General features: G+C 39.0%; 12 protein-coding genes. 5 read left to right on the plus strand and 7 right to left on the minus strand.

Annotated features, from left to right (window positions below; genetic code table 11):
• Positions 1-81: 81 nt before the first annotated feature.
• Both pta and DS885_RS07805 read right to left on the minus strand, forming a co-directional pair.
• Complete coding sequence (pta, locus tag DS885_RS07800) at positions 82-2,247, minus strand: phosphate acetyltransferase (RefSeq protein ID WP_113818875.1); 2,166 nt, start codon at positions 2,245-2,247, stop codon at positions 82-84.
• A gap of 62 nt (positions 2,248-2,309) precedes the next feature.
• The gene (locus DS885_RS07805) at positions 2,310-3,509 is read right to left on the minus strand and encodes an acetate kinase (RefSeq protein WP_113818876.1); all 1,200 of its coding nucleotides are present in this window, start codon (positions 3,507-3,509) and stop codon (positions 2,310-2,312) included.
• A gap of 279 nt (positions 3,510-3,788) precedes the next feature.
• Here DS885_RS07805 and yfbV point away from each other — a divergent pair, with 279 nt between their 5' ends.
• Positions 3,789-4,238 (plus strand): terminus macrodomain insulation protein YfbV, encoded by a 450-nt coding sequence (gene yfbV, locus DS885_RS07810; RefSeq protein WP_113818877.1) that lies wholly within the window; start codon positions 3,789-3,791, stop codon positions 4,236-4,238.
• Here yfbV and rlmA read toward each other — a convergent pair.
• The 3 genes from rlmA to pflB all read right to left on the minus strand — a co-directional run bounded on the left by rlmA (position 4,235) and on the right by pflB (position 8,370).
• Positions 4,235-5,050, minus strand: coding sequence for a 23S rRNA (guanine(745)-N(1))-methyltransferase (gene rlmA / locus DS885_RS07815; RefSeq protein WP_113818878.1), 816 nt, complete (start codon positions 5,048-5,050; stop codon positions 4,235-4,237). The two genes, yfbV and rlmA, sit on opposite strands and share 4 nt — an antisense overlap.
• Before the next feature lie 103 nt (positions 5,051-5,153).
• Positions 5,154-5,894, minus strand: a complete 741-nt coding sequence (pflA, locus tag DS885_RS07820) for a pyruvate formate lyase 1-activating protein (protein ID WP_113818879.1) — start codon at positions 5,892-5,894, stop codon at positions 5,154-5,156.
• 190 nt (positions 5,895-6,084) lie between these two features.
• Entirely contained in the window at positions 6,085-8,370 is a 2,286-nt protein-coding gene (pflB, locus tag DS885_RS07825) for a formate C-acetyltransferase (protein ID WP_113818880.1), read from the minus strand.
• Positions 8,371-8,904: 534 nt separating this feature from the next.
• Between pflB and DS885_RS07835 the strand changes: the two genes are divergently transcribed.
• The gene (locus DS885_RS07835; protein WP_113818882.1) at positions 8,905-9,408 is read left to right on the plus strand and encodes a glycine cleavage system protein R; all 504 of its coding nucleotides are present in this window, start codon (positions 8,905-8,907) and stop codon (positions 9,406-9,408) included.
• A 103-nt stretch (positions 9,409-9,511) separates the two neighbouring features.
• Here DS885_RS07835 and DS885_RS07840 read toward each other — a convergent pair whose 3' ends face one another.
• Together DS885_RS07840 and fldB are read right to left on the minus strand one after the other, a co-directional pair.
• The gene (locus tag DS885_RS07840) at positions 9,512-11,032 is read right to left on the minus strand and encodes a DUF3360 family protein (protein ID WP_113818883.1); all 1,521 of its coding nucleotides are present in this window, start codon (positions 11,030-11,032) and stop codon (positions 9,512-9,514) included.
• Between the two features lie 439 nt (positions 11,033-11,471).
• Positions 11,472-11,990 (minus strand): flavodoxin FldB, encoded by a 519-nt coding sequence (fldB, locus tag DS885_RS07845; RefSeq protein ID WP_113818884.1) that lies wholly within the window; start codon positions 11,988-11,990, stop codon positions 11,472-11,474.
• 57 nt (positions 11,991-12,047) lie between these two features.
• Between fldB and xerD the strand changes: the two genes are divergently transcribed.
• From xerD to recJ, 3 genes are all read left to right on the plus strand, one after another.
• Positions 12,048-12,944: a site-specific tyrosine recombinase XerD gene (gene xerD / locus DS885_RS07850; protein ID WP_113818885.1), complete on the plus strand. Its 897-nt coding sequence runs from the start codon at positions 12,048-12,050 to the stop codon at positions 12,942-12,944.
• A 134-nt stretch (positions 12,945-13,078) separates the two neighbouring features.
• Positions 13,079-13,831 (plus strand): bifunctional protein-disulfide isomerase/oxidoreductase DsbC, encoded by a 753-nt coding sequence (gene dsbC / locus DS885_RS07855; RefSeq protein ID WP_113818886.1) that lies wholly within the window; start codon positions 13,079-13,081, stop codon positions 13,829-13,831.
• Between the two features lie 56 nt (positions 13,832-13,887).
• Positions 13,888-15,624: a single-stranded-DNA-specific exonuclease RecJ gene (gene recJ / locus DS885_RS07860; RefSeq protein ID WP_113818887.1), complete on the plus strand. Its 1,737-nt coding sequence runs from the start codon at positions 13,888-13,890 to the stop codon at positions 15,622-15,624.
• The last annotated feature ends 64 nt before the right edge of the window (positions 15,625-15,688 follow it).

The raw sequence follows: 15,688 nt of genomic DNA on the forward strand, positions 1-15,688 counted from the left end.
TATTTTAGGTAATAAAAAAGCCCCATTTAACTTTATCGTTAAATGGGGCTTTTAACATGTGCTTAGCTTGTTAAGTAAAGGTTAACCTTCGATTAACGCTGCTTTTTCACTTGCTTGTGTTGCTTGAATTGCTGTTAGTGCGATGGTGTAAACAATATCGTCTACCAATGCGCCACGAGACAAGTCATTAACCGGTTTACGCATACCTTGCAGCATTGGACCAATACTGATCAGGTTAGCACTACGTTGTACCGCTTTGTAGGTTGTATTACCTGTATTCAAGTCAGGGAAGATAAATACTGTTGCTTGGCCAGCTACTTTAGAGTCTGGTGCTTTGCTCTTCGCTACGTTTTCCATCACCGCTGCATCGTATTGTAAAGGACCATCGATTAATAGATCTGGACGACGCTCTTGTGCAATTTTAGTTGCTTCACGTACTTTCTCAACATCCGAGCCTGCACCTGAGTTACCAGTAGAGTAACTGATCATCGCTACTTTAGGGTCAATACCAAAAGCAATCGCAGAATCAGCAGATTGAATAGCAATATCAGCTAGTTGGTCAGCCGTTGGATCTGGGTTGATTGCACAGTCACCATATACTAATACTTGGTCAGGCAATAACATGAAGAAGATTGAAGATACTAAACTTGCACCTGGTGCTGTTTTGATTAACTGTAAAGCAGGGCGAATAGTATTGGCAGTCGTATGAACAGCACCCGATACAAGACCTGCTACTTCATTCTCCGCTAACATCATTGTACCTAGTACTACAGTATCTTGCAGTTGTTCACGTGCAACTACCTCTGTTAAGCCTTTACTTTTACGTAGTTCAACCATAGGTGCTACGTATTGCTCAATTACATCAACAGGGTTTACGATTTCAACTTCATCAGTCACAACAATACCTTGTTGTGTTGCGATGCGGTGAATCTCTTCTGGGTTACCAAGTAATACTGGTTTAGCGATACCACGTTGTGCACAGATAACCGCTGCTTGGATTGTACGTGGCTCTTCACCTTCAGGTAACACGATGCGTTGGTTTGCTTTACGTGCTAATTCCGTTAAGTGGTAACGGAATGCTGGTGGTGATAAACGACGTGATAATGAAGAGTCTTCAGTTAAGGTGTTTAACCAATGCTTATCGATATGGCTTGCAATGTACTCTTGTACTTTCTCAATACGCTCTAGATCGTCAACTGGGATTTCCATGTTGAAGTTCTGTAAACGCTGAGCTGTTTGCCATGTGTTACTTTTGATCAGTAAGATAGGTAAACCAGCATCCATTGCGCTTTGACAAAGTTTGATCACTTCTTCTTCAGGTGTGTAATCACCTGTAAGTAGTAAACAACCAATCTTCATGCCATTCATCACTGCTAAACATGCAGCAATGATTACGTCACTACGGTCACCAGAAGTCACTAGCATAGAGCCAGCTTTAAAGTGCTCAACCATGTTTGGAATAGAACGTGCACAGAAAGTCACTGACTGTAGACGACGGTTTTCTAAATCACCTGCGTTTAAGATTTTAGCTTCTAAGTGAACAGCTAAATCTTTTACACGTGGTGCAATTAGGTCAGCACTCCATGGGATACAACCTAAGATAGGCAGTGGGCTTTTGCTGAACATTTGTAACACTTCAAGATTGTTATTAATGCTTGCTTCAGGGATATCAAACATCTCTGTAATATCCATACCCGCTTTATCATTTTCATCAATTGGCGCGCCAACTTTGTTAATGATACAACCAGCGATACGTTCGTTGTCTTTACCACCAAATGAAGAAACCGCAATTTCCATGCGCTCTTTCAATTGCTGAGATGTGTCGTTGCTTGGGTGCGTAACAAATACCATCTCAGCACCTAATGCTTTAGCGATACTGTAGTTAACACTGTTAGCAAACTGGTGTTTATCAGTTGGTACTAAACCTTCAACGATAATTACGTCGCTGTCTTTAGTGCCTTCACGGAAACGCTCAACGATGTTTTCAAGTAATTCTGAAGTTCGACCTGAAGAAATAAGGTTTTCAGCGTATTTCATTGCAAAAGGTTCAGGAGGTAGGATATTGCAAGAGTTACGTAGAGTAGTGGTTGAACGTTCTGTGCCTTGGTCACCTTGGCGAGGTTGAGCAATTGGTTTGAAGAAGTTAACTGCAACGCCTTGACGTTCCATTGCGCGAACCATACCAAGACTAACAGAAGTCACACCAACACCAGCCCCGATTGGGATAAGCATTATTGTACGTGCCATGAGTTTTCCTTTTATAAGATCAAAAAAAGGGAGTATAGACTCCCTTCAAAAATTAGTCGTAATTATGCTGATACTAAGGCAGCAGAATCTTGTGCGATAACCCATTCTTCATTGGTTGGGATAACCATTGCGATAGGTGAATCTTCTGTAGTGATAACACCTTGAGTACCGAATAATGCAATTTTGTTTTTCTCTGCATCAACTTTGTAACCAAAGATAGTCAGTAGGTCTAATACTTTTTCACGAATGATGTCAGAGTTCTCACCGATACCACCAGTGAATACGATTGCATCGATACGGCCTAGTGGTACTGCGTAAGAAGCGATGTATTTAGCTAGACGGTAGCAGAACATTTCGATAGCAAGTGTCGCACCTTCATGGCCTTCTTTGTAGTTATCTTCGATATCACGACAGTCGCTAGACAGACCAGAAATACCTAATAGACCACTTTGTTTTTGTAACATATCCATTACACCTTTCAGGCTGTAACCTTTACGTTCAACTAAGTGCTCAATGATACTTGGGTCGATATCACCACAACGTGTACCCATTACTAGGCCTGCAAGTGGTGTCATACCCATACTTGTATCAACTGATTGACCATTTTTGATAGCAGCAACTGATGCGCCATTACCTAGGTGAGCAGAGATAATGTTAGTTTCAGACACAGGTTTGTTTAATACTTTAGCAGCTTCGCCAGTTACAAATAGGTGACTAGTACCGTGCATACCGTAACGACGGATATGAGATTCTTTGTATAGGTTGTAAGGTAAAGCGTATAAGAAAGCTTTTGCTGGCATTGTTTGGTGGAATGCAGTGTCAAATACAGCAACTTGTTGTAAAGTTGGGAATGCTTCTTGTGCCGCTTTAATACCTAAAATGTGAGCTGGGTTGTGTAGTGGTGCAAGTGATGCACACTCTTCAATACCTTCTAATACTACGTCATCGATGATCACTGATTGAGTGAATTTTTCACCACCGTGAACGATACGATGTCCAACAGCAATAAATTGCTCTGCCAGACCTTCAATTTTCTTGATGATCTCTTCTACGATGAAACTAATCGCTGCAGAGTGAGCACTGTTTTCAGGAAGTTTAGCTGACTCCTTCTTGCCATCAAATTTCCATTTGATGCGCGCATCAGGAAGGTTAAAACATTCTGCTAAGCCACTGATGATTTCATCACCATTGTTTGCGTTAATAACAGCAAATTTAAGCGAAGAACTACCACAGTTAAGTACAAGGACTAATTTATTGCTCATGAAAAAATTCCATTCAGTAAAGAATTAACAAAAAATATCAAACCAAGGCCCGATATTAAGCTAGTATATAATGATTAGGGACAACTTAATTAGTACTCAGTATTGGTTGACCTTGCTCATATTAAGTTATATTGGTAATTTTACCTGTATGTAATAAAATTACAAATAACAATTTGCTAAAAACTATCCGAAATCAATCAATGGTTGGATATTTTTTGTTCGATTAAGCGAAATGTTATTTTTGGGATATATGTCTAATCTTTTTTAAGGAGAATTGCATTGTTTGGATTTTTTGATTTAGTAAAAAAAGGTGAACATTATTTAAAAACTTGGCCTAAACAAGCTTGCCTATATTCCTTGTTTATTGACAGTAAAATGGTTTGCTATACACAACTATTAATAAAAATATTTCCTGTTTTTATTGTTTTAGTTGCTTCGCTTTATATCATATTTCCGGTTTACTTCTCTTGGCCGAGTACTGCTACTTTTATTCTATTTTTAATTGGTTTACCTATTCATTGTTTATTATGGTTAGGAAAAAGATCTCAACAAACCCTGTCGCCATCACTGTTTGCTTGGTATGTAGAAATTATTGAAGTGTTAAATGGAAAGCAACCAGGTCAACAAGTGATGCTGGATAAACCACGCTTTATTGACCTAGCAAAATTGCTTAACAGAGGGTTTAAAAAAGGTGGCGATAATTTTCTCTATAATAATGAGTTAATTTAATCTTTTTGAAATATTTCAATATTAAAATCGCATTCAATTTGCCATTTTTGCTGTGCAAGAAGTTCTGCTAATTTCTCTTTAGTGAACTTCCAAGCAAATGGCGTCATATTAATTAAATCTTTTAATTGCTGTGGATTTTCAATTTCCAAGGTGTAATTTAAGTCAATTTTATCTATTTTAGTAAAGCCTTCAACTGCCTCATTTTCTTCCGCATGCTCATTTATTTGCTCATAAATCACTTCTCTTAGCTGATATAAGTGACGTGGCGCAGGTGTTACTGTAATTAAATAACAGCTTTTTTTGATTAATCGTTGTAACTCTTCCGCTTTTGAAGGCGCATAGATGCGGATCATTAGGTCTAATGTGTCATCAGCTAGGGGGATTTGGTAAGCACTAGCCACACAAAAATCGATGTTTTTATAGCGTTTTGCAGCATAACGAACCGCGACTTTAGAGATATCGACACCGCACACCTCATCCTTTGGCAGTTTTTCTTTGATGATATTGGTGTAATAACCTTCCCCGCACCCAAGGTCTAAAATACGTGCTTGCTCGCTATTCGTTAAATATTGCGCACTGATCTCAGCAACTTTATTGGCTAAAGGTAAGTAACCATGAGTATTAAGAAAGGCACGTCTTGCCATCATCATCTCTTGATTATCACCGGGATTTTTAGAGCCTTTAGATTGCACTGGCAATAGATTTAAATAACCTTCTTTTGCAATATCAAAGTGATGGTTATTTTCACAAACCTGAGTGTTATTAGTTTGTTTAAAAGGTGTTTGGCAAAGCGGGCAAATAAAAGAGGTCATAATGTTACTGCTCAATCAAAAAAGCTAAGCTTAACATAAAGGCAGTATAAACTGCCTTAACAAGTGAGATAAAAATAGGGGATTATTCTTGGTGGTTATTTTGTTAAAAAATGACACTAGGGTGATATTCCAATAGCACTTGTTGTACCGCTGTCATTACCTCTTTTGTTGGTGGTTGCACACCTTCTAACGGGTATATTTCGCCCATTTCAATCCATTTATGTCGACCTAGTTCGTGGTAAGGCAACATTTCGATCTTCTCTATGTTTTTCATGGGTTGAATGAATTTACCTAATGCATGTGCATCCTCAAGGCTATCGGTAATACCTGGCACAACCACATAACGTAAATACACGGCTTGATTATGGTCTGCTAAATATTGAGCAAACTCTAAGGTATATTTATTACTGACATGAGTTAGGTCGATATGTTTTTTGTTATCCATTTGTTTTATATCTAAAAGTACAAGGTCAGTGCTGTCTAGGATTTTTTTAGTTCTATCATCAATTTTACGGACAAAACCATTGGTGTCTAAACAGGTATGAATGCCTTCTAAGCGGCAAGCTTCAAACATAGCTTGTACAAATTCAGGTTGTAGCATAGCTTCACCACCGGAAATAGTGATACCACCGCCCGATGCATTCATAAAGTGGCGGTACTGTAATAACTCTTTCATCAACTCATCAACCGTCATCTCTTTACCGCCTTCGGTATCCCAAGTATCTCGGTTATGACAATACTGACAACGCATTAAGCAGCCTTGCAAAAAGATGATAAAGCGAATGCCTGGGCCGTCAACGGTGCCACAGGTTTCAATTGAATGTACTCGACCAGTCACTGGCATAAAGTTACCTCTGAAAATAAATTATTTATATGTACTTTTATTAATACCAATCCATTTTTTTAATATAAAGGGTATTAGTTAAAAGAACAGGTAAATAATTAATTGTTTGGTGATAAAAATAAAGGCTTCACCCATTAAGGTGAAACCTTTGAAACGTTAACCTATTATTTTTCTCTCCACAAATTGAGAGTTACAGGCTAGCAGTAAAGGTACGTGTAATAACGTCCTGTTTTTGCTCTGCAGTTAATGAGTTAAAGCGAACTGCATAACCAGATACACGAATTGTTAATTGTGGGTATTTATCTGGATTTTCCATCGCATCTAACAACATGTCTCGGTTCATCACGTTAACATTTAAGTGTTGGCCACCTTCAATCTCTGGTGTGTGTTTAAAGTAACCATCCATTAAACCTGCTAGGTTTGATTTTTGTGAATCATCAGTTTTACCTAGTGCGTTTGGTACGATAGAGAATGTGTAAGAGATACCATCCTGTGCGTAAGCAAACGGTAGTTTAGATACTGATGTTAATGATGCTACTGCACCTTTTTCATCACGTCCATGCATTGGGTTTGCACCTGGTGCAAATGGCATACCTGCACGGCGACCGTCTGGTGTATTACCTGTTTTCTTACCGTATACAACATTAGATGTAATAGTAAGAATTGACTGTGTTGCACGTGCATTACGGTACATTGGACGTGATTTGATTTTCTTCATAAAGGTTTCAACTAGTTCACATGCAATGTCATCAACACGTGGGTCGTTGTTACCAAATTTAGGGTAATCACCCTCGATATCAAAGTCAGTTGCAATACCATCTTCATCACGAATAGGACGCACTTTTGCATATTTAATCGCTGCTAATGAATCCGCTGCAATTGATAGACCCGCAATACCACAAGCCATAGTGCGTGAAACGTCACGGTCATGAAGTGCCATTAGTGATGCTTCGTAGCTGTATTTGTCGTGCATGTAGTGAATACAGTTTAATGCTGTCACGTATTGCTCTGCTAACCAATCCATGAAGTGGTCAAGGTTTGAGTAAACTTCATTGTAATCTAATACTTCACTAGTAATAGCTGGTAATGTTTTAGGACCAACCTGTGCTTTTGATTTTTCATCAACACCACCGTTAATTGCGTACAGAAGTGTTTTTGCTAAGTTGGCACGTGCACCGAAGAATTGCATCTGTTTACCAACAATCATTGGTGACACACAACATGCGATTGCGTAATCATCGTTATCAAAGTCAGTACGCATTAGATCATCGTTTTCATATTGAATAGATGATGTATCGATAGATACTTTTGCACAGTATTTTTTGAAGTTAATTGGTAAGTCTTCAGACCATAATACAGTAATGTTTGGCTCTGGAGATGGGCCCATAGTGTATTGAGTATGTAAGAAACGGAAGCTGTTTTTAGTAACTAATGTACGACCATCAACACCCATACCACCAATTGATTCTGTTGCCCAGATTGGGTCACCAGAGAATAGATCATCGTATTCAGGTGTACGTAGGAAACGTACCATACGTAGTTTCATTACTAGGTGGTCAATTAATTCTTGTGCATCTGTTTCTGTGATCACGCCAGCTTGTAAATCTTTCTCAATGAAAATATCTAAGAATGAAGCGGTACGACCAAATGACATCGCCGCGCCATTTTGTGATTTGATTGCAGCTAGGTAACCAAAGTAAGTCCATTGAATTGCTTCTTGAGCGCTGGTTGCTGGACCTGAAATATCAGCGCCGTATTTAGCCGCCATTACTTTCATTTGGTCAAGTGCACGGTATTGCTCAAAAATCTCTTCACGCAGTTTCATTGTATCTTCTAATGAAGTACCTGCGATTAGTTCTGCTTCTAAGCTTTTATGTTGTGCCGCTTTTTCTGCCATTAGGAAGTCGATACCGTATAACGCAACGCGACGGTAGTCACCAATGATACGACCACGACCGTATGCATCAGGTAAACCTGTTAGTACGCCAGATTTACGACATTTAAGAATATCACCTGTGTACACATCGAAAACACCTTGGTTATGTGTTTTGCGGTATTCAGAGTAGATAGTACGAATGCCGTCATCTAGTTCTTTACCGTACACTTTACAAGAGCCATCGATCATACGAATACCACCATTCGGGATAAGCGCACGTTTTAATGGTTTTTCAGTTTGTAAACCAACAATCGTTTCTAGGTCTTTATTAATGTAGCCAGCGTCATGTGCGGTAATAGTAGAAACCACGTCCGTATCGAAATCAACAGGTGCATGCGTTGCGTTTTCCTGTTTAATACCTACCATTACATTTTCCCAAAGCTCATCAGTCGCTTTGGTTGCATCTGCTAGAAAACTTTCATCACCTTCAAATGGTGTGTAGTTTTGTTGAATGAAATCGCGCACGTTTACTTCAGTTTTCCAAGCTTCGCCTGCAAAACCTTCCCATGCTGATTCAAATGCTTCGTTTAATTTAGTCATAAAGCTTTACCTTTACCGTTAGTGATTAAAAAAATAGTTAGAATTTGTTTGTCCTAGGGCAATGCAAATTATGGTGAATAACAGAACATTAAGTGGCTTTAACATCAGCGCAATATAAGAGTTAGATAAAAAATGCTGGCGAGTTGAGTCAGCAGCTGCGCTGTCTTGATTGGTCATTTGATAAGCTAAAAGCTTGTCTGTTCTGTTGCCTGTTTGCATCTTAGAAGTTACCCCCGTGATGGATTGGTTATTATTTTAACAAAGGTGCTTTTTCAAAAATTGATTCACATCAACTTGTTAGTGAACTTGTAATAAAATTACAGTTTTCTTTTTTAAAATGTATTGCCCAAGTTATAAAGAGGTGAGTTCTTTATATCAAAAGTGTTGTATAGGAGAGTGAAGAGGAGTTCGATAAACCAGATGGGTAGATAAAATATTAGGTTTTTATGCTTAAGGTCAGGGAAATAGTGGGATTTAGGATTGATAATGGTGAATAAACCTACTGTTTAAATAAAACTAAAGGAGCTAAATCCTATGAGCAATCAAATTTTATTGACCATTACTGGCGAGTACCATGTTAATTTGGTGAATATGTTATCTGAGAAAACACACGCATTAGAGGGTAAGTGGTTAAACAGTAAAATTAACCATATAGATAACCAGATGGCAGGATTAATTAAAGTCGAACTTGATCCGCAACACCTTAAACAACTGATTGATGATATTAAGCAATTAGGGTTAACGGTCACTTGGATGGAACTGCCGCCTATAGTAGAAGATCAAGTGACACGATTTAATCTATCCATTGATGCTAAAGATAGATTAGGGCTAGTGAAAGATATCTCAGCGGTATTAAATGATTATGATCTGCAACTACAAAACATGGAATGTAATCGTATTGGTGTACCCGATATTGGCGGTACAGTGTTTACCAGTCACTTTCATATTTCCACTGTAAACCCTCTTGATCAGGATGAGTTATTGAAATCATTGCAGCAGATATCTACAGATTTAGTAGCAGATATTAAAAAGCTGTAAATAATGGTTAACATTGCTTTAGAAATGAATAAACGTTAAAGATGAAAAAGGCGCTTAATAGCGCCTTTTCTGTATCTAGTTAGAGAAATCTAGTTAATGAACTTTATAGTAAAGCTGGTAAACCATATTGTTTTTCGAACATACCCACAGCTACCATCGCAATAAAGCACACGATTAATACTGACCCTGGAATAATGACTTTATCTAAAAATGATAAACGTTTAGCGCGCTCTTTATCACCAATTAAACCATTATTATCCAGTAACATGGTGAGTGCCCAAGCTAATACCGGGTTAAACACCGCAGCAGTAAAGATACAAATACCTGCTGCTTGAGAGTCTTTTGTATTTTTAATCATCTGCATACCTGCTTCTAATAATGGTAGGAAAACACCGACTAATAGCGCAATACGCATTACTGGCGGCCAAACTGCTATATCCATCGGGAATCCTAAAAATGCGATTAACATTACCAAGCTACCTAAGATAATAGATCCTGCAGGAATAGGGCGTTTAGCAATCGCAGCTGGGATCATGTAAGTTCCCCATGAAGAGGTGATATTACCACCACCCACTGCTGTACCAACCATTTGACGAACAGAACACATGGTCATGGTGTCATCCACATCCATTAATACTTCTTCTGTATTTTTTGGGTAGTTTAATTCTTGGAATATACGGTGACCTAAAAAGTCTGGTGACCACATCGCCACGGCTAAGATGGCAAAAGGTAACGAGGCAATAAAGTGTTCAAGGTTAGGTAAACCTAACATCCAACCTTCAGTTGTACTTCCCCACCAATAAACAGGGTTTAAATTAGGTAAGCCCATTTCTGTTTCAAAAATAAGATCAAACCCTGCACCAAAGGCTAATGCGATTAATAAACCTGTGACGGCACAAGCTGGAATCGCTAACCAACGTTTATTGATTTTAGCAAGAATGGCATACAACACGATATTAGCTGCTAGTACGATTAAACCAATATAGCCCATGCTACCTGCTGCGACGTCTGCCGACTCTAAACCCTTTGCCCAACTTTGAATTTGTCCGATTTGACTGAATGCCCCTGTAAAACCTAAAAAGACCAGTAGGCCGCCAGCAACCCCTTCACTGGTCAGGTTAACCAGTTTAGATCCACCTTTGAAGTAACTCAGTAATAATCCGAAAATACCTAACAAAATAGCTAATGCTAGTGGGTGAGCACCTGCAAGTGCAATGGCACCGATTAGTGGGATCATTGGCCCGTGGTTACCCGCTAGATTAGCTTTAGGGTTTACAAAACCAGAGGCAACAATACAAAATAGAAAAGCTGGAATAAGCATCTCTACGCGTGCTACTTCAATGGCAAAGTCTTTACCTAGGGTGATATGTGCCCATTGCTCAGTAAGACCATCAGCCCATGACATCATTACCGCTGAGTACATGGCGATGATGCCAATAGTACCTGCGACTGCTGGTACAAGATCTTCCCATTCAAAATTAAAGTCTCGGCCTGGTAGGTTTAACCCGAAACGGCGTGGTTTCATGATTTGTAATTCATGATTCAAGTAATCTGCTCTTGAGGCAAACTCGCTGGCTGGCCTGTGCAGGTCTTGGTAGCTTTTACTTTTGTTGTCTTTTGGCATTGAGGAGGTACTCCTGTACTCTGGTTTAATTTAAAATTTTTTAATCGTGCTGAGCACTGTAATAAGGTTAAATATTTGTAATAAATTTAATATTTGTAGCTTAAACAAAGTCAGAGGAAGACGATTGATCTGGATCAGAAGAGTTACAGTATTGAAATTTAATTACATAAAAATCAGATAACGATGATAATAAGGTCAGATAACTGTAAAGAGATGTTGTACAGATAGGTTTAATTTAATACTAGAAATGGGTTAGGCAATATGAAATTTTGCAATGGTTGAAATAGTAAAGCTATTGAAAAATAGAAAGTTAATACTTTATTGGTGATATGGGAATAAGTTAACAGCGCAGTTATTTACGGGGTTTGTTGCTTTATAGTGAATCGCGCTGTTAATTGATAATTTGTATCTCTATTACAGAATAGGAGTAACAGATATTTTATAGCAACTCTTGCATCTCTTCTAATATCTGTAAACACCACTCACTAATACGTTGGTCGCTTAGTTCGTATTGTGTATCTTCATCTAAGGCTAAACCCACAAAGTATTGACCATCTTTGGTAAGCGCTTTAGACGCATCAAACTGGTAACCTTCAACTGGCCAGTAGCCGATAAACTTAGGTTGTTGTGGTAATAATTTATCATGCAGCATACCCACCGCGTCCACAAACCACTCGCTGTATCCATCTTGATCACCTAAGCCAAAAATAGCGACAATTTTACCATTGACGGTTAAACCATCAATTTGATCCCATAACTTGCCCCAATCTTCCTGAAGCTCGCCAAAATCCCAAGTGGAAATGCCCAAAATGACAATATCGTAATCATTTATCTTGCTTAACCCCTCATCTTTTATGTTAAATAGGTCCACTAATGATTCGCCTAGCTCTGCTTGAATTTTTTCTGCAGCGATTTCTGTGTAACAAGTGCTAGAGCCATAAAATAAACCGATTTTCATATGCGACCTTTTGAAGAAAAATAAAAGAGGCGCTAATTTACCGTTAAGGCCGTTAGAATGGAAGTATTAAGCATCGAACAATTTTTAGATTCACTCTGGTTAGAGCGTGGGTTGTCTAAAAATACGCTGGATTCATATCGTCATGACCTCTCTTTAGTGGAGTTGTATTTAGTCTCTAAAAACACCACATTAACTGAAGCCAGTGAGCGTCAACTCAGTGATTACTTTGAAAATAGATTAAAAGGTGAGATTGATTATAAAAGTACCTCTACTGCTCGTTTAATGAGTGCAGTACGTCGTTATTATCAATATTTATGTCGTGAAAAAATTCGCGAAGATGATCCGAGTGCCAAACTAGAAAGTCCTAAAATCGTAAAACCTTTACCTAAATCATTATCTGAATCGGAAGTGGATGCATTGCTAGCCGCACCGGAATTAGATGACCCTATTCAATTCAGGGACAAAGCAATGCTTGAAGTGTTATATGCGACAGGGTTACGTGTTACGGAATTAGTAGGGTTGACCATGGAAGAGATCAACCTAAAACAAGGTGTGATCAGAATTACTGGTAAAGGTAACAAAACGAGATTAGTACCCTTGGGTGAAGAGTCTATACATTGGTTAGAGCGTTATATCGAAGAGATGCGTTCAGCGTTATTATCAGGGCAAAGTAGTGATGTGTTGTTTCCAAGTCGCCGTGGCACACAAATGGTAAGACAAACCTTTTGGCATCGTATTAAACATTATGCGCAATTAGCAGGTATCGATAAAGAGGCTTTATCGCCACATGTATTGCGTCATGCTTTTGCCACACACCTATTGAACTATGGTGCTGACTTACGTGTCGTACAGATGCTATTAGGACATAGTGATTTATCAACTACGCAAATATATACCCATATTGCCAAAGATAGATTAAAACTATTACATGAAGAACATCATCCTCGTGCTTAGTTAACATTGTTCTTATACTAAAGTCAGGCATAGATGATTTATCACAGAGGCTAATATGAGATATAAAGGCATTCACATTAGTCAGCAAGATAGGCATAATCAATCGTCATTAATTTAATTTTTCAGGGGTCATGATGTCCATATTGAACGTTAAAAAAAGTGTAGGTGCATTACTTGCTGGGGTGTTACTTAGCACCAATAGCTTTGCGGCTATTTCACCAGAAGTAAATGAACTGCTTACTAAAAAGTTACAATCATTAAAAGTAGAAGTGGATTCTATCGATGAGTCGCCTGTAAAAGGTTTATATGAAATTGTTAGCCAAGGGGCTATCTATTACATTAGTGAAAATGGACAGTTTTTATTAAATGGCGATATCTATGACTTAGATAATGGCATGAATAACTTAACCAGCGCTAAAGTGGCTGAAGTGCGTAAAGCAAATACTGCTGAACATTTTGCAAAAATTAAAGACTTCGAAAAAGATATGATCATCTATAAAGCAGATGATGAAAAGCACGTGATCACCGTATTTTCTGATACCAGTTGTGCTTACTGTCAGAAATTGCATTCACAAATGCAAGAGTACAATGACCTAGGTATTACAGTGCGTTACCTAGCTTTCCCTCGTGGTGGTGTTAACTCAAATGCTTACCATACAATGGTATCGGTATGGTGTTCTGATGATCCAAAAGGGGCGATGGATGACGCTAAAAAACGTCGTAACATTGAACCTGTTACTTGTGATAATACAGTTAAAGAACAATATGATTTGGGTGTTGCATTAGGTATTACTGGTACACCGACTATCTTCTTAGAAGACGGTACGGCTATGCCGGGTTACTTACCACCAGACCGTTTACTGCAAGTATTAGAACAAAAAAAATAGACTAGTACAGCGGCTATTTGTAAACTGCATTGATAATTCCTTATCATGCAGTTTTTATGTCTTCAGAAATCAACAAAACACAAGTCCAACAACGCCCACTTCAGTGTGACGATAGTATATTGTCATTATCCTGCTCCCCTTTGTTAACCAAGCTCTATGCGAGCCGTGGTATCACTGAGAATGCCGAGCTAGATAACAGCACTAAAACCTTAATTCATGCCAGCCAATTAAAAGGGATGGATGATGCCTGTGATTTGTTATATCAAGCCTATTTGAGTCAGCAAAAAATTATTATTGTTGGCGACTTTGATGCCGATGGTGCAACCAGTACCGCATTAAGCGTATTGTCATTACGTGCGTTAGGGTTCCAACAAGTTGATTACCTTGTACCTAACCGTTTTGATTACGGCTATGGCTTAAGTCCAGAGATTGTTGATTTAGCAGTGCAGCAGGGCGCTGAACTGTTAATGACAGTGGATAACGGAATTTCTAGTATCAGCGGTGTCGCTCATGCTAAACAATGTGGATTAAAAGTATTAGTTACCGATCATCACTTACCCGGCGAAGAAACTCCGATTGCCGATGCCATTGTTAACCCTAATCAAGTAGGGTGTGATTTCCCGAGTAAAAACTTAGCCGGTGTGGGTGTAGCCTTTTATGTAATGCTAGCGTTACGCTCATTAATGCAAGAAAAAGGCTGTTTTACACAATTCCCTGCGCCTAACTTGGCTAACTTCTTAGACATAGTCGCATTAGGCACAGTCGCTGATGTGGTGAAATTAGACGGTAATAACCGTACTTTAGTGCATCAAGGCTTAGCCCGTATTAGAGCGGGATATTGCCGTCCTGGTATTAGTGCATTAATACAAGTTGCTAAACGTAATCAACAACAGCTGGTGGCTAGCGATTTAGGTTTTTCATTAGGCCCAAGACTTAATGCTGCAGGGCGTTTAGATGAGATGAGCCATGGTGTTGAGCTGCTATTATGCGATGACCCATTACATGCTAATACCTTAGCAACAGAGTTGGATGGTTTAAATGTGTCGCGCCGTGAGATAGAACAAAGCATGCAACAGGAAGCGCTTGCTAACTTGCAAAAGCTCTCCATTGACCAAGCTAACTTACCTTTAGCTTTATGTTTATTTGAAGCCGATTGGCATCAAGGTGTGATAGGGCTGGTGGCTTCACGTATTAAAGAAAGGTATTACCGTCCTACTTTTGCTTTTGCCCGCGCTAATGACGGCGAAATTAAAGGTTCAGCTCGCTCTATTCCTGGTGTGCATATTCGCGATATGTTGGATGTAGTGGATAAAACTATTCCCGGTGTCATTTTAAAGTTTGGTGGTCATGCCATGGCTGCTGGCCTGAGTTTGTCGGAGAAAGACTTCGCACTATTTAACGACACCTTAAATAAAGTGTTAGCAGAGCAAGTAGAAGATCATCTATTACAGAATGTTATTTTATCTGACGGTCAGTTAACACCGGATCAATTAGACTTATGTATCGCCCAAGAGTTGCGTGATGCAGGCCCTTGGGGACAAGGTTTTCCTGCACCAGTCTTTGATGGTGTATTCGAGTTAAAACAACAACGTATCGTTGGTCTAAAACACCTTAAAATGATGTTAGAGCATGAAGGGAAATTAATTGATGCCATTGCCTTTAATATTGACCCTGAAGTGTGGCCTAATCTGTCGGTGAAAAAAGTGTTCTGCGTATATAGCTTGGATGTCAATGAGTTCAGAGGACAAAGAACCGCGCAGTTATTAGTACAGCTGTTAGAGCCGAGGGGGTAGATTTAAGTGGCTAGATGAGAGGGGCTAGATGAGAGATGCGAGGGGCTAGATACTAGATACTAGA

The organism is Psychromonas sp. B3M02, assembly GCF_003318165.1.
Taxonomy (GTDB): Bacteria; Pseudomonadota; Gammaproteobacteria; order Enterobacterales; family Psychromonadaceae; genus Psychromonas.